General features: G+C 58.4%; 19 protein-coding genes. 15 read left to right on the top strand and 4 right to left on the bottom strand.

The window, feature by feature from the left end:
- Nucleotides 1–34 precede the first annotated feature (34 nt).
- The 6 genes from HL671_RS25315 to HL671_RS25290 all read left to right on the top strand — a co-directional run bounded on the left by HL671_RS25315 (nucleotide 35) and on the right by HL671_RS25290 (nucleotide 9,420).
- Nucleotides 35–1,480, top strand: a complete 1,446-nt coding sequence (locus tag HL671_RS25315) for an efflux RND transporter periplasmic adaptor subunit (protein WP_246705934.1) — start codon at nucleotides 35–37, stop codon at nucleotides 1,478–1,480.
- The gene (locus HL671_RS25310) at nucleotides 1,477–4,671 is read left to right on the top strand and encodes an efflux RND transporter permease subunit (protein ID WP_172239713.1); all 3,195 of its coding nucleotides are present in this window, start codon (nucleotides 1,477–1,479) and stop codon (nucleotides 4,669–4,671) included. Before HL671_RS25315 ends, HL671_RS25310 begins: the two co-directional genes overlap by 4 nt.
- A 111-nt stretch (nucleotides 4,672–4,782) precedes the next feature.
- Nucleotides 4,783–5,985: an OpgC domain-containing protein gene (locus tag HL671_RS25305; RefSeq protein WP_172239710.1), complete on the top strand. Its 1,203-nt coding sequence runs from the start codon at nucleotides 4,783–4,785 to the stop codon at nucleotides 5,983–5,985.
- A 55-nt stretch (nucleotides 5,986–6,040) separates the two neighbouring features.
- Nucleotides 6,041–6,880 (top strand): cytochrome c3 family protein, encoded by an 840-nt coding sequence (locus HL671_RS25300; RefSeq protein WP_246705932.1) that lies wholly within the window; start codon nucleotides 6,041–6,043, stop codon nucleotides 6,878–6,880.
- Between the two features lie 290 nt (nucleotides 6,881–7,170).
- On the top strand, nucleotides 7,171–8,250 hold the full coding sequence (locus HL671_RS25295; protein WP_246705930.1) for an acyltransferase family protein: 1,080 nt from the start codon (nucleotides 7,171–7,173) through the stop codon (nucleotides 8,248–8,250).
- Nucleotides 8,251–8,304: 54 nt separating this feature from the next.
- Nucleotides 8,305–9,420 (top strand): OpgC family protein, encoded by a 1,116-nt coding sequence (locus tag HL671_RS25290; protein WP_172239707.1) that lies wholly within the window; start codon nucleotides 8,305–8,307, stop codon nucleotides 9,418–9,420.
- A 124-nt stretch (nucleotides 9,421–9,544) separates the two neighbouring features.
- Here the strand turns inward: HL671_RS25290 and HL671_RS25285 are convergent, their stop codons facing one another.
- A complete protein-coding gene (locus HL671_RS25285; RefSeq protein ID WP_172239704.1) occupies nucleotides 9,545–9,805 on the bottom strand; it encodes a hypothetical protein in 261 nt (86 codons plus the stop codon).
- A gap of 451 nt (nucleotides 9,806–10,256) precedes the next feature.
- Between HL671_RS25285 and HL671_RS25280 the strand changes: the two genes are divergently transcribed.
- From HL671_RS25280 to HL671_RS25270, 3 genes are all read left to right on the top strand, one after another.
- On the top strand, nucleotides 10,257–11,870 hold the full coding sequence (locus tag HL671_RS25280; protein ID WP_172239701.1) for a DUF3141 domain-containing protein: 1,614 nt from the start codon (nucleotides 10,257–10,259) through the stop codon (nucleotides 11,868–11,870).
- A gap of 115 nt (nucleotides 11,871–11,985) precedes the next feature.
- Complete coding sequence (locus HL671_RS25275; protein WP_172239698.1) at nucleotides 11,986–12,483, top strand: hypothetical protein; 498 nt, start codon at nucleotides 11,986–11,988, stop codon at nucleotides 12,481–12,483.
- Nucleotides 12,484–12,711: 228 nt separating this feature from the next.
- The gene (locus tag HL671_RS25270) at nucleotides 12,712–13,317 is read left to right on the top strand and encodes a hypothetical protein (protein WP_172239695.1); all 606 of its coding nucleotides are present in this window, start codon (nucleotides 12,712–12,714) and stop codon (nucleotides 13,315–13,317) included.
- Between the two features lie 541 nt (nucleotides 13,318–13,858).
- On the opposite strand, the gene HL671_RS25265 is transcribed toward HL671_RS25270, so the two are convergent.
- Nucleotides 13,859–14,323 (bottom strand): hypothetical protein, encoded by a 465-nt coding sequence (locus HL671_RS25265; RefSeq protein ID WP_172239692.1) that lies wholly within the window; start codon nucleotides 14,321–14,323, stop codon nucleotides 13,859–13,861.
- A 1,726-nt stretch (nucleotides 14,324–16,049) separates the two neighbouring features.
- Here HL671_RS25265 and HL671_RS25260 point away from each other — a divergent pair.
- From HL671_RS25260 to HL671_RS25235, 6 genes are all read left to right on the top strand, one after another.
- The gene (locus tag HL671_RS25260) at nucleotides 16,050–17,495 is read left to right on the top strand and encodes a TolC family protein (protein ID WP_172239689.1); all 1,446 of its coding nucleotides are present in this window, start codon (nucleotides 16,050–16,052) and stop codon (nucleotides 17,493–17,495) included.
- Nucleotides 17,496–17,529: 34 nt separating this feature from the next.
- A complete protein-coding gene (locus HL671_RS25255) occupies nucleotides 17,530–18,897 on the top strand; it encodes a multicopper oxidase family protein (protein ID WP_172239686.1) in 1,368 nt (455 codons plus the stop codon).
- Nucleotides 18,898–18,944: 47 nt separating this feature from the next.
- On the top strand, nucleotides 18,945–19,238 hold the full coding sequence (locus tag HL671_RS25250; RefSeq protein ID WP_172239683.1) for a copper-binding protein: 294 nt from the start codon (nucleotides 18,945–18,947) through the stop codon (nucleotides 19,236–19,238).
- Complete coding sequence (copC, locus tag HL671_RS25245; protein ID WP_307769067.1) at nucleotides 19,235–19,675, top strand: copper homeostasis periplasmic binding protein CopC; 441 nt, start codon at nucleotides 19,235–19,237, stop codon at nucleotides 19,673–19,675. The genes HL671_RS25250 and copC overlap by 4 nt, the downstream gene beginning before the upstream one ends.
- Nucleotides 19,675–20,595, top strand: coding sequence for a copper homeostasis membrane protein CopD (gene copD, locus HL671_RS25240; protein ID WP_172239680.1), 921 nt, complete (start codon nucleotides 19,675–19,677; stop codon nucleotides 20,593–20,595). Before copC ends, copD begins: the two co-directional genes overlap by 1 nt.
- A 172-nt stretch (nucleotides 20,596–20,767) precedes the next feature.
- Nucleotides 20,768–21,169, top strand: a complete 402-nt coding sequence (locus HL671_RS25235; protein ID WP_172239677.1) for a DUF1622 domain-containing protein — start codon at nucleotides 20,768–20,770, stop codon at nucleotides 21,167–21,169.
- Nucleotides 21,170–21,312: 143 nt separating this feature from the next.
- Here the strand turns inward: HL671_RS25235 and HL671_RS25230 are convergent, their stop codons facing one another.
- Nucleotides 21,313–21,750 (bottom strand): helix-turn-helix domain-containing protein, encoded by a 438-nt coding sequence (locus HL671_RS25230; protein WP_172239674.1) that lies wholly within the window; start codon nucleotides 21,748–21,750, stop codon nucleotides 21,313–21,315.
- 25 nt (nucleotides 21,751–21,775) lie between these two features.
- Entirely contained in the window at nucleotides 21,776–22,222 is a 447-nt protein-coding gene (locus HL671_RS25225) for a helix-turn-helix domain-containing protein (protein WP_172239671.1), read from the bottom strand.
- Between the last annotated feature and the right edge of the window lie 118 nt (nucleotides 22,223–22,340).

The raw sequence follows: 22,340 nt of genomic DNA, 5'->3' as shown, positions 1-22,340 counted from the left end.
CACGCCCCACAGCCCCGCTACCAAGGTAACGACGATGAAACACCCCATCATGACAAAGCTCGCGCTCGCAATCGTGCTTGGTGCGGCCAGCTACTGGTCGGCCCAACAGCCGCTCTTGCAAGAGCTCTTGCATCCGGTACCACCGGCATCCGCCGCCGAGCGTTCGGTGCTTTATTACCGCGATCCCAGCGGAGCACCCTTATGGTCAGCCGCTCCCAAAAAAGACCAGCGAGGGATCGCCTATCTTGCAGTCTATGACGATCAGGAGCCGTCACTCGAGCCCCCGGTGCAAAAGGCTCAGGTTCAAAACGCGAACGGGCCGCGCAAGATCCTCTACTATCGCAATCCCATGGGCCTACCGGATACTTCGCCGGTACCCAAGAAAGATCCCATGGGGATGGACTATGTGCCCGTCTATGAGGGCGATGAGCCGGACGACGGTTCGATCAAGCTCTCACCGGGCAAAATCCAGCGTACAGGTGTGAAATCGGAGCCGGTCGAGCATCGGATCATGCGAACGCCGGTGAGGGCGCCCGGGACCATTCAACTTGACGAGCGACGGGTCTCCGTGATCGCCATGCGCTCCGAAAGTTTCGTGCAGAGGATCGCCGATATCACGACGGGCACGCGCGTGAGAGCCGGCCAGCCCTTAATGCAAATTTATAGTTCGGCGATCGCTTCCGCTGCCGCCGAGTACCTCGCCACGATCACGTCGAAAACCACCGGCGGTGTCGAACTGTACGGTCGGGGTTCGCGGCAGCGATTGATGAACCTGGACGTTCCTGAGCAGGTCATCTCGGCAATGGAGAGGACGCGAATTGCGCCCGTAGCCGTCGAATGGGCCGCGCCGCGGGACGGCATTGTGCTGGAGCGAAACGCGGTCGAGGGAATGCGGGCGCAACCCGGCGACGTGCTCTTTCGGATCGCCGATATTTCGTCGGTCTGGGCGCTGGTCGATGTGGCCGAGCGCGACCTCGGCAGCGTCGCGGTCGGCCAGCCCGTCAATGTCCGGGCTCGCAGCTTCTCTGGCCGGACGTTTACCGGAACCATCAGCGTGATCTATCCGCAGGTCAACCGGGATACCCGCACAGCCCGCATCCGAATTGAACTGTCCAACTCCGATTTTGCACTCCTTCCGGACATGTATGTCGATGCCGAAATCGACACCGCAAGTTCAGCTCCTACGCTCGCGGTCCCCGAGAGTGCGGTATTGGATACCGGCACCCGACAGGCCGTTCTTGTCGACAAGGGGGAGGGGCGTTACGAGCCGCGTGAGGTCAAGCTAGGCCGACGGGGCAGTGGGTACGCCGAGATCAGAGACGGCCTTGCCGAAGGCGAAGCTGTTGTGACAACGGCGAACTTCCTGATTGATGCGGAGAGCAACCTCAAAGCCGCTCTGAAGAGCTTTGCTCAGGCGGCGACAAGTTCGGATGCAAGCGACACCTCGGGGCATGCGCAGCACACGGGAGACCACAAATGATTTCCCGTGTGATCGCCTGGTCGGCACAAAATCTGTTGTTGGTCTTGTTCGGCACCGGCTTTGCAGCCGCTGCGGGGCTGTATGCCCTGATCCATTTGCCTCTGGACGCAATTCCCGATCTGTCCGACACGCAGGTGATCGTCTACACCGAATATCCCGGTCAGGCGCCGCAGGTGGTGGAGGACCAGGTTACTTACCCCTTGACCACGGCGATGCTGACGGTGCCGAAATCCAAGGTGGTGCGCGGGTTCTCCTTTTTCGGGGTCTCTTTCGTCTATGTGATCTTCGAGGACGGCACCGACATTTACTGGGCGCGCTCGCGCGTGCTCGAGTTTCTCAACAGTGCTGCCTCCCGCCTGCCCGTGGGAGTTGCGCCGACCATCGGGCCAGATGCGACCGGGGTGGGGTGGGTGTACCAGTACGCGGTCATCTCGAAGGAGATGAACCTAGCCGAGACGCGAACACTCCAGGACTGGAATCTGAAATTCGCGCTGGCGAAGGCTGAAGGAGTGGCCGAGGTCGCAAGCGTCGGCGGCTTTGTCAAGCAGTACAACGTCGTCCTCGATCCTCAGCGCATGCGCGATCGTGGCATCAGCATGCAAAAGATTCGAGAGGCCATCCGCGCCAGCAACACGGACGTGGGAGGCCGCACCGTCGAGTTGTCGGAATTTGAGTATGTGATCCGGGGCAAGGGCTATCTGAAGAGCATCGATGACCTCGGCAATATCGTGCTTAAGACCAGCAACGGCACCCCGGTTCTGCTGCGTGACGTCGCGCGGGTCGAACTCGGACCTGACGAAAGGCGCGGAATTACCGAACTGAACGGTGAAAACGAGGTCGCGAGCGGGATCGTGCTGCAGCGCTTCGGCGTGAACGCACTCAACGTCATCGAGAATGTCAAGAAGCGTTTCAGTGAGATCGCAACCAGTCTCCCGAAATCGGTGGAAATCGTGCCGGTCTACGACCGCTCGAATCTGATCTATGCTGCGATCGACACACTCAAGCATACCCTCCTTGAGGAAAGCATTGTGGTTGCCGTCGTCTGCGTGCTGTTCCTGCTGCACGTCCGCAGCGCGCTGGTCGCGATCCTGATGCTGCCGGTTGGAGTGCTGATGGCGTTCGGAGCCATGAAGCTGCTTGGGCTCGGCTCGAACATCATGAGCCTAGGGGGCATCGCAATCGCGATCGGCGCCATGGTGGATGCCGCCATTGTCATGATCGAGAACGCACATAAACACCTGGAGCGCGCCAAGCCGGACCAGTCGCGCGTCAGCATTCTGATCGATGCAGCTTCCGAAGTGGGGCCCGCATTGTTCTTCAGCCTTCTGATCATTACCGTCTCGTTCATGCCGATCTTCACGCTGGAATCGCAGGAGGGACGCCTGTTCAGTCCGCTCGCCTTCACCAAGACATTTGCGATGGCAGCGGCAGCCCTGTTGTCGGTAACCCTCGTGCCCGCCCTGATGGTGATTTTTGTGCGGGGCAAGATCGTTCCCGAGCACAAGAACTTCATCAACCGTTTCCTGATCTGGATCTATCGGCCGATCATCAAAGCCGTACTGCGCGCCAAGATCTTGGTCATCCTGCTCGCGGTGGCCGTGCTTGCTGCGACGCTCTGGCCGGCCCGCCAGCTCGGCACCGAGTTCATGCCTGCGCTCAACGAAGGGACACTCTTGTATATGCCGACGACCTTGCCTGGCATTTCCGTGACCAAGGCGGCCGATTTGATGCAGATGCAGGACCGAATCATTAGATCGTTTCCGGAGGTCGCATCCGTCTATGGCAAGGCCGGGCGCGCGTCGACCGCCACCGATCCTGCCCCGACCGAGATGTTCGAAACCGTCGTCAATCTGAAGCCGAAGGAGGAGTGGCGTCCCGGCATGACGATCGACAACCTGATTGCGCAAATGGACAAGGCGCTCCAGTTCCCGGGCGTTTCCAACGCCTGGACCATGCCGATCAAGGCGCGGATCGACATGCTCTCGACCGGAATTCGTACGCCGATCGGTGTGAAGGTCATGGGTACCGACCTCGCCGAGATCGACAGACTGGCAAAGCAGATCGAACCGGTGCTGAAGGCGGTGCCCGGCACGTCTTCTGCCTATGCAGAGCGCAGCCTCGGCGGCTATTACCTGGAGATCACCCCGGACCGGGCGGCGCTGTCTCGATACGGCATCATGGTTCAGGATGTGCAGGATACGATCGCCAGTGCACTGGGCGGCCAGGCTGTCACCACCACCGTCGAGGGGCGGCAACGCTTCACAGTCAACCTGCGCTACCCCCGGGATCTCCGGGACAATCCGAAGGCTATCGCAAGCGATATTCTCGTGCCGATGCCGGCTGGTGGCGCGGTGCCGCTCGGAGAGGTCGCCACCGTCGACACCAAGCGCGGTCCAACATCTATCCGAACAGAGAACGGACAGCTTTCGACCTATATCTATGTCGACATCCGCGACCGCGACATCGGCGGATATGTCGCAGATGCCCAGCAGGCGGTCGCGGCGAGCATCCAGTTTCCGCCCGGCTATTATGTGGTCTGGAGCGGGCAATACGAATATCTGCAGCGCGCCGCCGCACGGCTGAAGATCGTGGTCCCGATCACGCTCACCATCATCTTTCTCCTGCTCTATCTCAACTTCCGCTCACTCACCGAGACAGCCATCGTGATGTTGTCCCTGCCGTTCGCTCTTGTCGGGGGGCTTTGGATGATGTGGTGGCTCGGCTTCAACCTGTCGGTTGCGGTTGTGGTCGGCTTCATCGCACTGGCCGGGGTCGCGGCCGAAACCGGCGTGGTGATGCTGATCTACCTCAACCACGCGCTGAGCGAGATGAGGATCAGGCGGGACTTCGAAGGGCGTGCGTTAACTCGTGATGACCTCTACGCAGCGATCATGGAAGGCGCCGTCGAGCGGGTGCGGCCGAAAATGATGACCGTCGTGGCCATCATGGCGGGCTTGCTGCCGATCATGTGGAGCACGGGGACGGGGTCGGAGATCATGCAACGAATTGCGGTGCCGATGATCGGCGGCATGATCTCCTCGACGTTACTGACCCTGATCGTCATCCCGGCGATTTTCGGCCTGACCAAAGGCTTTGGATTGCCGAACGACGATCATGCCCCTAAACCGACGCATCCATCCGTCGGCAGGAAAACTGCGCGTGTTAGTCTCGTTCCCGAGGCTGCCGAATGAGGCGATCAGTGATGTCCACCAATACGAGCTTGCAGCGTGAATTAGAGAGGCTCTCATCCGCCGAGTTTGGCGGGTCGCACCCTTCGAACTATCGGCTGCAGAGGTGAACCGATGCACGACGCCGTTCATGACGGTGGCGCAAGCCAGCCCGCGCATAGACGATCGACCCAGGTGAGGGCGGCTTTCGTCACCACGCAGCGGGACCTGCGGCTGGACTTATTCCGGGGCTTCGCAAACTGGGCGATCTTCCTCGGGCACATCCCGGATACCGTCCTTTCCTGGTTTACGACGCGCAACTACGGCTTTAGCGATGGCGCGGATCTGTTCGTGTTCATTTCGGGCTACACCGCCACGCTCGTTTTCGGGCGGATGATGGTGGAGCGTGGATTCCTGATCGGTGCCACGCGCCTGATGCGCCGAGTCTGGCAGCTCTACGTAGCCCACTTGCTCATCTTCCTGGTCTATACAGTTGCGGTGCACTATCTGGCCCACAATTTTGACGTACCGCACCTGATGGACCAATTCAATGTCCGCAATTTGATGGACCATCCGGTCGAGACGCTGGGTGAGGGCCTGATCCTGAAGTTTAAGCCGCTCAATCTCGACGTACTGCCGCTCTACATCGTATTGATGGCGTCGTTTCCGCCCATTCTCTGGCTGATGCTGCGCTTCCGGAACGGCGTGCTGATCGGCTCAGTGTTGCTTTACCTCGCGGCGCGCCACTTCCAGTGGAACTTGCCTTCCTATCCCGCCGGCGTCTGGTACTTCAACCCGTTTACCTGGCAGCTCCTCTTTTTTCTGGGCGGCTGGCTTGCGGTGGGCGGGGCGCACACCGTGCAGTTTCTGCTGAGGTCGCGCGCCGCGCTGGCGGTCAGCATCAGCTTTTTGATCTTCGGTCTTCTGATGACGCTGGCACAGCCGATCCCTCTGCTGCGAGAGCTCTTCCCGGACGCACTGTTCGAACTGTTCACGCCGAATGACAAGACGAATCTGGCGTCCTATCGCGTTCTGCATCTGTTGAGCCTTGCGCTCGTCGTCGTTCATTTCCTGCCTTCGCACGCCCGGATATTGAGCTCGCCGGCACTGCGGCCCCTGATCAAATGTGGCCAGCAATCCCTGGAGGTCTTTTGTGTCGGTGTGTTCCTCTCCTTCTTGGCACATGTCGTCCTTGAGCTGACCTCTGACGGCATAATCGCCCAGCTCATCGTGGGGGTGGCCGGGCTTTGGATACTGACCACCATCGCGTACTATCGATCCTGGTCGAAGCGCGTCGACAAGTCCGCGCATCATGAGTTGCGCGCCGCAAAGGAATAGAACATGAAGTCGCTCAGAGGCGGCAGCACGGACATTGGCGTAAACAAAGCTGCACTTGGTTTCGCTACTGACGTGGAAGCATGATGCCCAGTCAACAGTCTCGAAGACCGCGGGAACGATCGTGAGGTTCGCGCCTCTCTATGTCGGGCTGATCGCGGCCGGAGTTTTTGCGGCAGCCCTTATCAGCATCCCACTCTATCGAAGCGGTTCGATGGTGACGCCCAATTTTGCGGGCGCAGTTCAGCCGCGGCCACTATCTGCCAAGCATGAGTTTATCGGCGGAAGATGCGAAGCCTGCCATACCCCGTTGCGCGGCATCGAGGCGGCCTCGTGCATCTCATGTCATACGTCCGCAGCCGGCGATTTGGGTAAGCAGTCGACCGCCTTCCACGCTTCTGCACAGCAATGTCGCGACTGCCACCTCGAACATAAGGGTACGGGCCGGTTGATCGCGATGGATCATTCCGCGTTGCTAAAAATAGCCGCTCGCTCGCCGCCAGGCCAGCCGCAACATCTCTCCATCTCCCGAGAGATGGTCGACGACCTCAAGGGCGTCTTGGGAATTCCGACCTCGCAATCAGAACAGCGGGCGAGCCTCGATTGTGTCAATTGCCACAGCAATCGAGATCCGCACCGCGAATTGTTCGGACGCGACTGCGCGGCATGTCACCGCACAGCCAGCTGGCAGATCGCGGGCTATGTCCATCCGTCCGTGACATCGAAGGACTGCGCCCAGTGCCATCAGGCTCCGCCCAGCCATTACATGGAGCACTTCGTGATGATGGACCGCATGATCACGGGTCAACAGCACGCCGAAGTCAACCAGTGTTACCTTTGCCACCGAACAGACTCATTTAACGACATCAAGAACATTGGTTGGCTGAAGCATCACTAAGTCCGTCCCATTCGCGCTCGGCGAATAGACACTCTGGAATTGCGGATCCCTTGGCTTGGCGGTCGCGCCGCACGGCCAGGCACGAACGATTGAGGCCGAGGCATGCCCGGTTGCCAGCATCACTTGGTTAACAGCAGGCCCAGACCGGTGACGGGTATATCGGCCCTTCCGCCCAGGAAGGATGCTTGCCGAAGGCGAAGCATCGGCACGCTCCTTGCTGGCGAGCCCCAAGAGCCCCGGCAAGAGTCTACGTTTCGTCTCAGCCCGATGCGCAAGAAGGACAATTTTCGATGAGATCCGTCTTGGTTAGAGACATAATTGAGCCTGATCGAAACAACTTTACGCTTCTGCGCCTGGTTGCGGCGCTTGCGGTCCTGGTCTCTCACGCGCTTTTCCTTCGGACCGGCGCGAGAGCCAACGAGTTTGCCGGCACAACCGTCTACAACCTTGGTGATCATGCCGTTAACGTTTTCTTTGTGCTGTCGGGGCTGACTGTTGCGGCAAGCTTGGCTCGCTGCCGGAACTCGCTCGACTTCATCATCGCTCGTGCATTGCGCATCTTTCCTGGCTTGATCGTCTGCACCATCGTCATCGTGGCGTCCGGGCTTCTGCTCGCCGAATGTGGCGTCGCGAACTACCTGAAAGACGCGCGCGTGCTGGAGTACATGGTGAAGACGATCTCGCTCAGCACCGGGGCCGCCGAGCTCCCCGGACTGTTCAGGCATAATCCCTATCCATCGGTCGTGAACGGCTCCCTCTGGACACTGAAATTCGAATTCTTATGCTATCTGCTGCTGGCCTTGATGGGCAGCATGCGGCTTCTGACGCCGGGCATGATGGCGAAGCTGTTGCCGATCGGGTTCGTTGCAGCGGCTGCGTTTCTGGCCTATCGGCACGGTGGCCAGCCGGACCAAATCGAGCAGTTCGCTCGTTTCTGGTTGAGTTTTTCTTTTGGCGTCGCACTCTTCCTGTTCAGGGACCGAATCGTCTTGTCATGGGGCGTTGCGGTCGGACTTTGGGCCGCGATGTGGTTTGTGCTCGGCACGGGATTGGAGCGGACGGTCGCGCCGATTGCAATCGGCTATCTCGCCGTTGTTCTTGGAACGGTTCGCCTTCGATGGCTTCGTCACGCGACCAACAAGCTGGACCTGTCGTACGGTGTCTACATCTACAGCTGGCCTATCTCCCAAGCTGTACTGACGGCATGGCCTGATGTCGGGACTGCTAACCTGATTTGTTTATCCGCGCTGCTTGCGATGGGTATTGCTGCGCTGTCCTGGCGCTTAGTCGAGAAGCTGAGCCTCAACGCGCGTAAGCAGGTTTACGATCTTGTCACCGTGCCATTATTACAGATCCGCCTTTCCCGATAGGCCTCAAATCCGACGCGGAAAGACGGGGTGGCGATGAGGGAGCGAGGAGCCGTCGTGGACAATTCAGCGGCGGTCGGCCGTGATCACCGGATTGACTTGTTTCGCGGCCTGTCGCTGTGGCTCATCTTCATTGACCACATTCCCGAGGTCTACCTCAACAGAATCACGCCGAAGAATTTTGGCTTCAGCGATGCTGCGGAGATCCTGGTCTTCTTGTCGGGTGTCGCCTCCGGGATGGTTTACACCCCCATTGCTCGACAATCTGGACTGAGGATTGCTCTCCAGCGGGCGATCAGACGTGGCTTCGAGATCTACTTCGCCCAACTCTGCACCATCGCGCTTCTCTTGCTCACAGCATCTTTGCTGGCGATCTGGCAGCCGGATCTCCTGCACCACGCAAACGTGGCCGTATTCTTTGCTGATCCCTTCGAGGCCGCGTGGCAGGCGGTGACAATGAGGTATTCGCCCGTCAACCTCGATCCGCTGCTGCTGATGATCACGCTGCACCTCGCGCTAGTGGTCGTTCTACCAGGAATTCTCCGATATCCGGTAGCAACGCTGATGGCCTCCGCTTTGCTCTACGTTACGTCACACCTACTGGATTGGTACATTCCGGCTTATCCTGCGGGCCAAGTGTATTTCAACCCCATGAATTGGCAGTTTCTCTATGTGATCGGGGTGTGGTGGGGCGCAAAACCGGCTCACGCCGCACTCCACTATCTCGACTTGAAGCTTTGGATGCTTTTGGCGGTCGGGTACGTAGCCTTCTCATTCTTTATTGCACTGGGATGGCAATTTCATTCCCTGGAAGCTTACGTGCCCGCGCCGATCTTTCGATTGATCTATCCAATCGACAAGGGGCATATGGATATTCTGAGATTGCTGCACTTTTTCGCGCTGGCATTCGTTATCAGAAAAGTTCTCCCAGCCGACGTCCCGGACCGATGGCAGCACTACTTGCGTCCGGTGCTTTGGTGTGGCGAGCATCCACTCGCGGTGTATTGCGCAAGTGTGCTGCTATCCTTTGCAGGTCATGCCTTCTTGCGAATGGCCTGGAACAATCTCTTGACGCAAGCGCTGGTGACTCTGGGCGGTATCGTGATCATGACAGGGATCGCGGCCAAGCTCGCGCACCTAAATCAATCCCGCGGGAGCCCCGCTCCCATTTGATGCAGCGCCATTCGGACCCGTGAACGCGCCAAACCCGAGGCGTCGCAGTCCCGCCACGGGGTGGCGGGACTGCGACGGAAAAGGCGTTGAGCACTTGCTCCTTGCAGCCCGTTTTGCTTCAGCCTTACTTCGCACCCGTGTGATGCGGGACATCCGAATTTGGCCCCCCACTGTAATGATGGCTTCCGCCAGCACCTTTCTTCTTATCGGAAGACATGCCCATGTCCTTCTTCCCCATGTGATGGGGGACTTCGGTCTTCGGGCCACCGGAATAATGGTGGCCATTCTTCTCGGTATCGGGAGTCGTTTGCGTGCTCTGGGCAAAAGCAGACCCCGCGGCGAGGGCGGCGACGGCAGCGATGGCGAGTATCTTTGTCAGGTTCATGATTTCCTTCTCCGGGCAGCGATCATAGCGACCTTGGGTCTAAAGATAAAAGCAGAATCGAACTTCTACCAGTTGATTCATGTCAAAAGCGCTTTCTGTTTTCACCCCTCTGTGCTGCCTGAAATTTCGGCAAAATGCGCCGCATGCTTGCGGAGAGCGGGTTGCGGGATCTCCTACCAGCCTCTGTTAAGAGAAGAAGCATGGGGTTGATTTGGCGCAAGTCTCGGCGGGCAAAACCGGTCGATTATTATCGAGTGCCGAACAGCGTTAGAGGCGACCCGTGCCAACTGCTCCTGCCGCAAACCTAACAGTCCATCAGGTCGTTCCGACAACGCCGGAGCAAGCCGCTCGCCTGCAAGCAGCTTCGGAGCCTCGACAAGGGGCATATTCTGGCGCCCCACAGGGTATAGGCGAGCCTAGCGTATCCACCGCATTCGCGTATGGACGTGATTTGTGGGAGCGAACCATCCTGTTTTGGGACGCGCTCCGGCAACGTGCCGACAACATGATTGCTCATGAGCGAGCCGGCAAACCGCCGTTGCTCAATTTCGACTACGAAATCTTGGTGGACGCGCGTCAGTTCGAACGGCCCGTCAACTACGCGTTGGCAGCGATAAGAAAATATGGAGACAAATGCATCGACGACTGTCTCGATCCAGCAAAGCCACCGGTGGTGATCGTCGACCCACGCGCAGGGCATGGCCCGGGCATCGGGGGCTTCAAACGCGACTCGGAGGTTGGGATCGCCATGCACGAGGGGCATCCCGTCTACTTCGTGTTGTTCTATCCCGATCCGGCGCCTGGCCAGACTATTGCCGACGTGCTGCATGCACTTCGCCGATTCGTCATGGAAGTATCGAGGAGGCACGATGGAACGCCTCCGATCCTCTATGGCAACTGTCAGGCCGGCTGGGCAATCGCCATCCTGGCTGCGGATTGCGAGGGGCTCGCCGGGCCAGCCGTCTTGAACGGCTCGCCGTTGTCGTATTGGGGAGGCGAAGCGGGCATCAACCCAGCTCGGGTGTCCGGTGGGCTGTTGGGTGGGGCATGGCTAACGCACCTGACCACCGATCTTGGCAATGGCCGGTTCGATGGAGCGTGGCTTGTACAGAATTTCGAGAACCTGAAGCCCGAGGCGGTTTGGGAAAAGTATGCAACTCTCCTTGCGCATGTCGATGAAGAACGCGACCGCTTTCTTGAATTCGAGCGGTGGTGGAACGGCTTCTATTTTCTTAGCCGAGAAGAAATGCTCGCCATTGTCGAAAATCTCTTCATCGGCAACAAGTTCGAACAAGGCCGGTTGCGGGTGTGCAACTGCTGCTTTGCCGATCTGCGCCGCATCCGCAATCCGATGGTCATTTTTGCCTCGCGGGGCGACAACATCACCCCACCCCATCAGGCGCTTGGGTGGATCCCGACCGTCTACGGCAGCACCGAAGACTTAAAGCGCGCCGGCCAGCGGATCGTGTATCTCATCAATCCTCATGTCGGGCATCTCGGGATTTTCGTGTCTGCCAGCGTTGCGCGTCTCGAACACCGCGCGATTCTCGAGCACCTTGATCGAATCTCCGCGCTTGCGCCCGGTCTGTATGAGATGACGATCGACAATCCGACCGGCAATCCCGATTGCAAGCGCGAAGCCTATACTATCCACTTCGAGGAGCGGCGCGTTGAGGAGTTGCACTTTCCGGAGAACCGAACTGCGTTTCGGCGCGTGGCCGAGGTTTCGTCGCGGCTGGATGAACTCTACTCAGCAACCCTTGGAAATTGGGTGAGAGCCACTTCGACGCCCTTGTCTGCCCTGCTGCTCGAATGGTTCCACCCAATGCGAACCAGCCGGTTGATGTTTGCGACCGCCTTCAATCCATTATCGTTCTTCCTAATGCCGCTGGCGCCGTCCGTCCGACAAAACCGGCATCTGGTCCCGGATACAAACCCCTATAAGGCTGCAGAGCTCAAGGCTTTCGACGCGATAGGCGGCGCGGTTACCGAAGCGCGTCGGCAGCGCGACACTGCTTATGAACTATGGTTCGAGTTACTCTACGGCCAGCAAAAAGGGGACTAGGCGATGTGTTCTTGAGGTAGCTCAAGGCCCTGAAGATCGAATGCAATTGTCATGAAAATGCCTTGGTCCCCGAAGCTCGGCAAGCTCTTCAACATCGCGTCTGGACGTTGCCGCCATGGTTAGCAACCCCACGCTCGCGCTCCTCTTTGGAGCCTTCGCGGTAGGACTGGTAGCTTCGCGCATGATTTCGAATGAGCCATCTACGCCGAGGACGGAGTCGCAAACCCAACAATTGAGCACCGAAGGAGGGATAACGGCCTATCTCGGCCTCGTACCTGCGGAAATCATCAAGGGTCTGACCCTGAGCGCGACCGCTGAACAGGGGCTGCGCGGCCACCTGCCCAGGCGCCCGCACGAATACCAGATCCTTGCGGCGCTGTTCAATGCAGCGAATGGTGTGCGAATTGCCGACGCCGTCGTGAGCGTCGAGCTATCGCGGCCGGGATCGCAGAGTGGCAGGCAGAAGTTGACGCCGATGCAGATCGATGGGGCGGCAGCGTATGGAGGAGTCTTCGATCTGCCGGTATTTGATCTCTACAACTTGAAAGTGATTGTGGAGCGCCCTGGCGCGAGCCCCACGCTCCTGCAGTTCAAGTACGATCATCGACCATAGGTACCGGATCGGCTGGGAGAGTTAGCCGCACAACACTTGTGAGTTCGTTGACTCGATCTGCGCACCAGCACTTCACCCGAGCAGGAGTTGAGCCCTTCCTTAGTCGCGTTTAGTCTGCCAGCGAGACAATATCGAATAAGCGAGTGAGTTTGCCGGCAGAGAACGGCTAGAAGATCAAGAGCCGCATCCGACCGTTCGGCAGTCTCTCGATGCACCCGGGGTATATTCATGAATCGAATTGGCATTTCCTTATGTCTGATCGGGATCATATTGGCATTGTTCCCCCTGATGCTGGGGGAACATTTGCCTGCAGATTATCACAGAGTCTGGATGTATTCTGGGTTTGCGATTTTTGGAATCGGATTTGGAGCAGGTCTTGCCTCTCTTTTGGTTGAGCCAATCCGGAAACGATCGCGTTTCTTCTTTGGTCCGTATCCACTGCTGATGATGTACGTCTGGGTGAGCAGAACAGGGTTGGCGAGGAATCGCGAAGAGACGCTTGATTTCGTCGAAAGGCTGCGCGCGGCCGGCATCAAGCAAAAGCTCGATTTCTATGGGCAGCTCATCACCAACGACGGCACCAACCCTGAATTGACGAGAATACCACCTGCTCATCTTGAGAAGTGTGCGATCACGATCGCGACCTCGCTTACGCTCGCGCGGGGCGGAAACGAGCAAGTCTGTACCTATGATCCCAAGCGCAAATTCGGCACGGTTTCCGGCCAGCCGGGGCAATATTGTAATCTGCATGTCAGCAGGAAGGTTCTTAAATTGATCAAGGGGCTCTGGTATGACGCGCATCGGTCGGCTGACGATGAGCCAGTTAACCCCTGATCGCTCGCGCGTCGGCCGGCCAAGATCAATAGATAGCGCAGTTTGAAGGCGATATCCGCGGCAGCGACCACGTGCGGTGAGCACAGGAATGCGGCTCTCCGGTAGAGCTGTCGTCGTGAATCTTGATCGACATCAACTTCCTCAGTTTGGATATGAGTCATGAAATAGTGGTGCTGGCGCAGCAGGAGAGGACGACATGCTCAAGCGCTTTTGGCCAATTCCTATCGCCGTTCTGCTTTTGGGGCCGGCTGCCGCTCAAACCAACGGCGCGGGGGATGCAACGTCGCAGTCAACCCCCGCGCATCATCCACAATACCTGTCAACCGTCGGTAAAAGAAAGCCTCCCGGCGCGGCGCTTGACCAGCGTGGAGGCACCACGCCGCTCTTGGACCGGCAAGAACGCGATATAGATGATCACATACTCAAGAGTATCTGCAAGGATGCGCTGGGCTGCGAGGGGGGACACTTGTGGAAGCGCCGGTAGCGACTTCTTGGTCGCCGCTTGAAAAGTTCGTTGAATTTTTGGGTATGCTAGGCTGAATCAGCGTGCCCGAACGAACGTGCTTCCTGTCCATCGAAAGGTCTGCGTTTCACCGCCGAGCGTAGCCCTGATCAATAGAATTCCTGAATCGTTTTCCATTCGTACATCCTCTGCGAATAAGCCGAAGATCTTTCCGAAGGTCGCATTGCCTCGCCGATAGATCTCGTGCAAACAGCCGCTTGCATGACAAATAAGTTGTCTGTTTTGGCAACTGAGATTCTGGAAGTGAAGGGCCCGAAAACTTTCCCCGCCGATCTCGATCGAAGTCGAAAAGTAGTGTTGCGCGGAGATTTCGGAGCCGCAGGCCCTCTGCAGCAACAAGACGCGGCTTTGCAGTTCCGCCGGAAGTTGCGCCAGGTGATTGGTCGACCAGTGCCGGTCGTTGGGAACGCTCGCAGCCACTACCGGCGATATGCCGAAGGCCAAACTGATCGCGGCCGCACCCAAATGCCAGACCGTCTTCATAGAGACTGCTCCCACTCGTAACGCCGTTCCCGGCGGCGCTCGCAAGATACGCCCAACTGTCTTTGGGCCATTGACTTAGCGCAAGGGCAGGCCAGGGGACGGCGAAAAGACGCCATTGACCGGCCGTGCGTCAGCTTCAGAGAGGTAAACTTCAGACCCCTCTCAACACACGACGTCGGCAGATGGCGGCGCCATTGCGCGGCAGCAATAGCCGCATGTCAGCAGGAGCCAATACAAGTATCGAGGATGCTGTCAGCCTATCAAAGCCCCGACCGCTTTGTGGATTAGGGCGAAAGAAGTTTGCGTCGAGAGCTAGGTCCGGGTTGCGCGTATCGCGACGGATGCTCGTCCCTCAATGAGGCCTACTCCAACTTCGCCAATGGGTTGGCTGAATATCGACGCGTCTCCTGTTTGCGGCGTCCACAAAATCCATTCCGGTTCTGTGGCAGGGATAGGGGAGTGCGACAATCAGGCCGTCATAGTCCACGATGCCGAGTTCGAGGTCTCCCTCAGGGGCGGTGACGGAGACAGGTTGCCATTCTTGGCCTGGAGATCGAGTTTCGGTCATGAGCTCGGTTTCCTCTAGAGACAATGGCTCAAGCCTATCGGGGATTGGGCGTAAGTTGTTGATTTTCATCAAAGCTCAATGTGCGCATCCAGCGTCAGCGGGGCCCGACCTGAAGGGTGTTCCGCAAAAATGATACCAGATATTGCAACCCCTACCCGGAAGGGGTATCTGTACTTTGCTTGAGGATCGCTCAGCGGGGCCTAGGGACGGCGGAAGCAAGGCCGATCACGCTGTAGGATCGTCGAAGGGCTCTCGCGAGCCAAACGGAGCGACTGTGTGCGGCAATTTCGGTCTGGTCCGTCTTTGCGGCATGCGCGAATGGTGGTAAAGACGCACGTATGCTGTCGTGGTTGGCCAAGGCTGGTAGGCGCAGAGCAGGACAGGTCCTTGCTCTGATCTATGCTTTTTGCGTATTTGCGCCGAACCTTGCCGTTGCTTCGCCCCACTGCCTGCTCACGGAGGGCAACGATCAAGTCTCCGTGCGCGACCATGTCGTTGGCGTCTCCCACTCTAGTGATGCCAGTGAGTCTGTGAGGGCTGCCATGACGGTCGCGTCATCCGATCACATGGTGCCGGATGCGCGGTCGAACCACCCGGCGACGACCAAGGCTCCTCAAAGCGCGACCTGCTGCGTCGCGACAGTCCTTGGGCTCCCTGCAGGATCCATCGAGATCCTCACACCGCGAACGCAACTCTCTGAATATCTGTCGGGGGCCTACCGCCGCCTAGCCGATAGGACGCCAGCTCGGCATTATCGCCCTCCAATTTCCTGACCAGACAGATTAAGTTGACGCGTGGCCCGCCGCACGGCAGCAGGCGCACGTAGTTTATTTTCAATTGGTCAGGACTCCTATCCATGTCTGGTTCCATCGGGGCTCGTCGCGCCGGAATGCATGCGGTCGCTCGCAAATCCCAGGCGCGATTGCGAAACCTTGCGGTCGCCGTACTCACCGCGGCTACCTTGGTTGGGTGTATGGAAGTGGCAACGCCGCTGGTAAGGCCGGATCCCGCCGATCCCGGCGTTAAAGTCCGTGGCGTTTCCTATCGCTCGACGGTCGCTCCCTACACCAGTCTGCGCCCAGCATCAGCCGTCGGCTGGAAGGAGCAGAATCGGGGCGTTACTCCTGCACCCGCCAAGCCCGAGTAGGAGCTGAGATCATGGGGACTTCAACATACCCGACGCGCCGAAGCGCTATTGCTGGTTCATCATTGCTGGTGCTGTCTTCGATGCTAACCGGTTGCGCAAGCTTCTCACCGGACCACGGCATGACGCTCGTCGCAGAAGGTGTCAGCGCCACGATCCAAAAAGACGTGGTCGCGGTACGCACTGCCGAGGACGCGGATTTGGCCGACGCGGTCGTAAAAAAGCTGCTCGGCCGAAGCCTCGACGTCGAGACTGCGATCCAGATCGCTCTCCTCAATAACAAAGGCCTGCAGGCTGCGTTTAACGAACTCGCTCTGGCCGAAGCAGATTCCCTGGAGCAGAGCCTTCCGCCGAATCCGGTCTTTTCGATATCGAGAGTAAGCGGGGACGCGGCCTTTGAGACCAGCCGTCAGGTGGTTGGAGACATCCTGGCTCTCGCGACGCTTCCTTTTCGTGCCGAGATTGCACGGGAACGGTTTCGTGCAGCCCAGTTCCGGGCCATCCTTGAAACGCTTCGAACTGCAGCCGAGACGCGCCGGGCCTACTACCGTGCGGTTGGAGCGAATGAACTCGCCGGGGTGTTGAACGATACGAAAACTTCTGCAGAAGCGATCGCCGAACTGGCCGAGAAACTTGGCAAGACCGGGTCGATGAACAAGCTCGACCAGGCACGCGAGCAGGTGTTTTATGCAGAGATTACAGCAGATGTTGCCTCGGCGCGGCAAGAGGCCGCCAGCTCACGAGAGCGGCTTGCGCGAGCGATGGGGCTCTGGGACCAGAAACTGAACTTCAGGCTTCCGAGTCGCCTGCCTGACCTGCCACGACGGCCGAAGAGCCTGCCGTTCATTGAGGTTGATGCGGTTGCACATCGCGTCGATCTGCAGATCGCCCAGATCGAGCTCGGAGCATTGGCCAAGGCGCAAAATCTAACCGAAGCAACCCGATTTGTGACGCTCCTGGATTTGGCGGGAATTGATCGCAACACCAAGGATCCCGAGGGGCCCCCGTTTCGACAGCGCGGCTTTGATCTGCAATTTCAGGTCCCCATCTTCGATGGAGGGGAAGTTCGGGTCAGGCAAGCGACTGAGATCTATAACCAGGCCTTCAATCGCTTGACCGAGCGGGCGGTCAATGTGCGCTCAGACGCGAGGGAAGCTTATCGCAATTATCGCTCGCTCTACGATATCGCCGGCCACTATCAGCGGGAGGTTCTGCCGCTGCGCAAGGTGATTGCCGATGAAACGGAGCTGCGTTACGGCGCGATGCAGGTCGACGTCTTTGCAGTGCTGGCTGAAGCGCGACAGCGTGTTGCCTCTCTCCGCGCCGCCACGGAAGCAAAACGCGACTTCTGGTTAGCAACTGCCGATCTCCAGACAGCCGTCAACGGAGGCGGGTCCGGCGACTCCGGCAGGGAAGGACGAACCACAACAGTGTCTGCCGTAACTTCGACTCCCAACTAGTCGAAGTATCGGCAGTCAACCAATGGAGTGAGCGATGATCTCGAGAAGAGGTTTCTTAGGTACTGCCGCGCTCGTCAGTGCGACCGCGATCAGTGGCCGCGTTCAGGCTGCGGCAATCCCGGAAGCGCCAACCATGGACAAGGTCACGATGCAGCCGCCGCTCCATCCGACCAGTGGACCGGATTATAGGCCTGTTGTGACTCTGAACGGCTGGTCGCTGCCCTGGCGCATGAACGGAGATTGGAAGGAGTACCATCTGGTTGCCGAACCGGTAGTGCGCGAATTTGCGGAAGGCATGAAGGCGTTCCTTTGGGGCTACAACGGGCAGTCGCCGGGACCAACCATCGAAGCGGTCGAGGGTGACAAGATCCGCATCTTCGTAACCAACAAGCTTCCCGAAGCGACGACCGTGCACTGGCACGGCATGATTTTGCCGAGCGGAATGGATGGTGTCGGTGGTTTGACGCAGCCGCACATCAAGCCGGGCAAGACCTTCGTCTACGAATTTGAGACGAAGCGGAGTGGCACGTTCATGTACCATCCGCATTCTGACGAGATGGTGCAGATGGCCATGGGCATGATGGGGATGTTTATCGTCCATCCGCGCGATCTGGCGTTCCGCCCTGTCGACCGCGACTTCGTCTTTATCATGAGCGCCTACGACATGGATCCCGGAACCTATCTTCCCAAGGTAACGGAGATGACCAATTTCAATATGTGGGCCTGGAATAGCCGAGTGTTTCCGGGGATCGACCCGCTGCCGGTCAGACTCGGCGATCGGGTCAGGGTACGAATCGGCAATCTCACCATGACCAACCATCCGATTCACCTTCACGGTCACAGCTTCTCCGTGAGCTGTACAGATGGCGGATGGGTGCCGGAGAGTGCGCAATGGCCAGAGACCACGATCGACGTGCCGGTTGGCGCGGTGCGCGCCTTCGACGTTATCGCGGATAATCCTGGAGACTGGGCTTTCCACTGCCACAAATCGCATCACACCATGAATGCAATGGGTCACGATCTCAGGACACTGATCGGGGTCCCCAAGCAGACAATTGCGAAAGCGGTCAAGAAGCTCGCGCCCGATTCCATGGCCATGGGGTCGACGGGCATGGCGATGGGCGAGATGGAAATGCCGCTGCCCGACAACACCTTGCCAATGATGACCGGCTCCGGGCAGTTCGGTCCGATCGAGATGGGCGGCATGTTTACGGTCATGAAGATTCGGGAAGGACTTGCGCAAGACGACTACCGCGATCCCGGTCCTTATCAATTCCCGAAAGGCACCGTTGCCTATGAAGTTGACACGCCGGCGGCGCAGCCAGTTCGGGAAGAGCAGGGAGCTCCGAAATCACCGGCTAAGAATGGCGGGAACAAAGCGATGAAGGGGATGAAAATGTAACGCAGAGCTATGACTGGCACAAACGAAGACACCTGAAGGAGAATGCGATGAAGAAACTGATCCAAACGGCAGGCGCCGTGCTCGCGGCGGCCTTGTTGGTCACAGCCGCTGCGGCGGAAGACATCAAGGGCGAAGTCAAGAAAATCGACGAGAGCGCGGGCAAGATCACCCTGAAGCATGGACCTGCCAAGAGTCTTGGTATGGATGAGGACATGACGATGGTTTACCGCGTCAAGGATCCTGCCATGCTCAAGCAGGTGAAGGTGGGTGACAAGGTCACGTTCGAGGCGGAGAAGTCAGACAACGGCTTCGCGGTAACCAAGATCCAGAAAGGCAAGTGATCCTGACCCTGGACGTCGCCGCGCAAACGGCGTCGTCCAGTCTGGAGTTCACAAGGAAAGAGGAAAGAATGTCGAAGAAAATTCATGCGGGCGCAGTGGCCGGAGTTGTGGTCCTCCTGTTTGCATCGCTGGCGCAAGCTCACCCGCAGCTTCAGTCTGCGGAGCCGGCTGCTGGCACGACCGCGCCTACCCCGAAGCAGATCCGAATCATGTTTAACGAAGCTGTCATTCCGCAGTTCTCGGGCGTCGAACTCCGGGATCCAAGCGGTAAGCTTGTTCCTGTCGGGAAGTCAGAGACAGATCCCGCTAACAAGAAGATGCTGGTAGTCCCCGTGAAGCAGGAACTCTCGCCCGGAGAGTACAAGGTGGAGTGGCACGCGGTCTCCGACGATACCCATCGCGTCAAAGGAAGCTACTCCTTCAGCGTGAGGCGCTGATGATCGATATCGGACTCGTACTCTCGCGGCTCCTGCAGTCCACAGCGGCGACAACCCTGTTCGGCGTGGCGTTGTTTCCACTCTACGCGTACGGAGGCCGAGAGCCAGATCGGATCTTGCGGTGGAGAAGGCGGCTGCTGTTTTCGGCGGCACTTCTGGCGATAGTGAGCGGAATCTCGTGGTTCTTGTTTTCTGTCGCAAGCATGAGCGGCGATGTTTCCGGTCTGATCGACCCGGACACTCTCTTGCTCGCGGGGCACACGAGTTTTGGCACTCTCTGGACCTGGCGCATGCTGCTTGCCTTGCTCATGGTGGTTCTGATGAGCATTGGGGTGACGCATGTCGCGGGAACTGTGATGATATCCCTTCTCGCGGCCGTACTTCTCTCGTCGTTAGCAGGCACTGGCCATACCCAGGTCGAGGAAGGATGGGCCGGCATTGTTCATGTCTTGGCCGACGGGGCGCACCTTCTTGCCGCCGGAGCCTGGCTTGGAGGGCTGTTGCCACTCGCCTACTTGGTCGCTCATTATTGCAGGAAGCCCGATGACGCGTCCCCGCTCGACAACGTCCTCGTCCGCTTTTCCGGCATGGGCTATTTGGCGGTGGCGACCCTTGTCGGAACGGGTCTGATCAACAGTTGGCTTCTGGTTGGATCGGTTTCCGGACTATTGAAGACCGGATACGGGCAGTTTCTGGCGGTGAAGCTTGCGCTGTTTCTGTGCATGCTCGGCCTTGCCGTGGCCAACAGGTTCTGGCTCATTCCTGCCCTGGAGAAGGCTTCTGCCGCTGCAGGTCACTCCGGTGCGATCGACTATCTTCGCAAGCTGCGGAACCACATCGTAGGCGAGCAGCTGCTGGGACTCTCTGTCCTGCTCGTTGTGAGTATACTGGGCACCATGCAGCCGGCGATCGTCCCGTGAGGGACAAGCGTTCTCCTCAAATGGAAGCTGGCCCCGGTGCTGGAAGGCTGCGCTGGCCCTGCCGCCGCCCGCTGCGAGGTCTGGCGTTTGAGGAGGTTCGAGCGGACAGGGTCTTTTCCCACCGGTGTCACTGGTGGGTTTCGCGGCCGAGCCAGCTGAAGGACGCTCACGAATGTCGGACCTATTGCTCAGCGGGGAAGTTCGGGATGGGCTGGGCCACACTCTTCATTGGATTGTAACAGCGATCGAAATACTTGGTGTCGCCGTCATCCTGTTGGGAGTGCTTGTCTCTACCGTATGGATGGCGCGTGATCTTGCGAGCGGAGAGTGGACGCGGGCCTATCGTTCCTACAGAGCCAATTTGGGGCGGGGGATTCTGCTCGGTCTCGAGTTCTTCATCGCGGCCGATATCATCGGAATGGTCGCGATCGTACCGACGTTTGAACGTCTTGGCATACTCGCCGTGATTATTATCATCCGGACGCTTTTGAGCTTCTCGCTTCAGATCGAAGTCGATGGACGACTGCCTTGGCGTAGAAAGGAAGAAGGCAAAATCCAGAGTGAAGGCCTCTGATCATCCGAGTGCGCCATAGCAGTTAGCATTCATGCGACCTATTTCGCCGATGCAGCTGCTGGACGAAGCGGCGACAGCGACGGAGGCGGGTTCCGATCAGACTTCAGCCATCCCTTGCCGGCTAACCGCCCTTGATCTGCAGGTTATCTGCATCTGGATTTGTCAGTGAAGCGTCTGTCGCACTCTTTGAGAAGCGCCGGCGAATCCCAGATGACAGATCCGTCTTCGCCGAGAATGATAGGATCAACAAACAATGGATCTCGGGTCAAGCGGCATGCTTGTTGAATGGCGGCTTCGTTGGTCGGATAGGATTCGCAGAGCAACACTGATACCTGGTAGGGCTCCTGCGAAGGCTGCAATAGGGGGCCATCCGTATAAACAAGCAAGACCGGACCAAAGCCTGGATGTCGCTTCGCGAACTGGTTGAGTTCTTCGCAGGCGAGTTCGACCGCCTTGGGTACTGGTCTGATTTCACGCTCCCAGTTTTGTACCGCGCCGCGGTTTACTCCGAGTTTCTCTGCCGCCTCAAACTGGTTATATCCAAATTTTTTTCGCCACTTTTTCAGATCCCACGAGTCCACCTGCGTCATCCAGTTCGGGAGTAATCTACAGACCAGGACGCGTCTGCACTGACGCTGACCCAAAACCTTCGCATTGCTTCGTGAGCTCGTAGCCGCTCCAGATAGCACTTCCAAGGTCATCTAATATCATCGGGTTGAAGAAGGCCGAATCTTCGCTGAGTTCATTGATCCTTCGGAAGGCATCAATGTTATTGACGCACCTCTTGCAAGTGAGTGCAGCTGGTTCGCCTGCAAGATTCGACGCATTCGAGAGCGGAATGATCGAGTAGACCAAAGTCACCGGCCCGAAATCAGGCCGACGCTTCTTTCGGCGTAAGAGTTGCCTGCAGGCTAAGCCCACCGTGACCGGAATGGGGGTAATTTCATACTCCCAATTTTGGATGGTGGCTCTGGTCACGCCGAGTTCAGCTCCGGCCTGCTGCTGCGTGAAGTCCATGGCCCTGCGCCACTCCTTCAACTCAAGACCGGTCATGCAAATCTCCAGAACCGAAAAGTGGGCCCAGCGCGGCTCATCATATGGTCTGAAGAGGAGCCTGAGGTGTGATGAAAATGCAACGAGCGTCTGAAATCCCCCTGGAAAGCCGGAAATC

This window comes from Bradyrhizobium denitrificans, assembly GCF_013179005.1.
GTDB lineage: Bacteria > Pseudomonadota > Alphaproteobacteria > Rhizobiales > Xanthobacteraceae > Bradyrhizobium > Bradyrhizobium denitrificans.
Note: the sequence above shows the minus strand (reverse complement) of the source record. Positions and strands in the feature narration are given on the sequence as shown.

Excerpts from the sequence above, each read along its gene's own strand:
- HL671_RS25235 (WP_172239677.1), top strand. The coding sequence starts at position 20,768 with ATGTCGGACCTATTGCTCAGCGGGGAAGTTCGGGATGGGCTGGGCCAC.
- HL671_RS25255 (WP_172239686.1), top strand. The coding sequence starts at position 17,530 with ATGATCTCGAGAAGAGGTTTCTTAGGTACTGCCGCGCTCGTCAGTGCG.
- HL671_RS25265 (WP_172239692.1), bottom strand. The coding sequence starts at position 14,323 with ATGAAGACGGTCTGGCATTTGGGTGCGGCCGCGATCAGTTTGGCCTTC.
- HL671_RS25285 (WP_172239704.1), bottom strand. The coding sequence starts at position 9,805 with ATGAACCTGACAAAGATACTCGCCATCGCTGCCGTCGCCGCCCTCGCC.
- HL671_RS25310 (WP_172239713.1), top strand. The coding sequence starts at position 1,477 with ATGATTTCCCGTGTGATCGCCTGGTCGGCACAAAATCTGTTGTTGGTC.
- HL671_RS25305 (WP_172239710.1), top strand. The coding sequence starts at position 4,783 with ATGCACGACGCCGTTCATGACGGTGGCGCAAGCCAGCCCGCGCATAGA.
- HL671_RS25315 (WP_246705934.1), top strand. The coding sequence starts at position 35 with ATGAAACACCCCATCATGACAAAGCTCGCGCTCGCAATCGTGCTTGGT.
- HL671_RS25250 (WP_172239683.1), top strand. The coding sequence starts at position 18,945 with ATGAAGAAACTGATCCAAACGGCAGGCGCCGTGCTCGCGGCGGCCTTG.
- HL671_RS25260 (WP_172239689.1), top strand. The coding sequence starts at position 16,050 with ATGGGGACTTCAACATACCCGACGCGCCGAAGCGCTATTGCTGGTTCA.
- HL671_RS25275 (WP_172239698.1), top strand. The coding sequence starts at position 11,986 with ATGGTTAGCAACCCCACGCTCGCGCTCCTCTTTGGAGCCTTCGCGGTA.
- HL671_RS25295 (WP_246705930.1), top strand. The coding sequence starts at position 7,171 with ATGAGATCCGTCTTGGTTAGAGACATAATTGAGCCTGATCGAAACAAC.
- copD (WP_172239680.1), top strand. The coding sequence starts at position 19,675 with ATGATCGATATCGGACTCGTACTCTCGCGGCTCCTGCAGTCCACAGCG.
- HL671_RS25225 (WP_172239671.1), bottom strand. The coding sequence starts at position 22,222 with ATGACCGGTCTTGAGTTGAAGGAGTGGCGCAGGGCCATGGACTTCACG.
- HL671_RS25270 (WP_172239695.1), top strand. The coding sequence starts at position 12,712 with ATGAATCGAATTGGCATTTCCTTATGTCTGATCGGGATCATATTGGCA.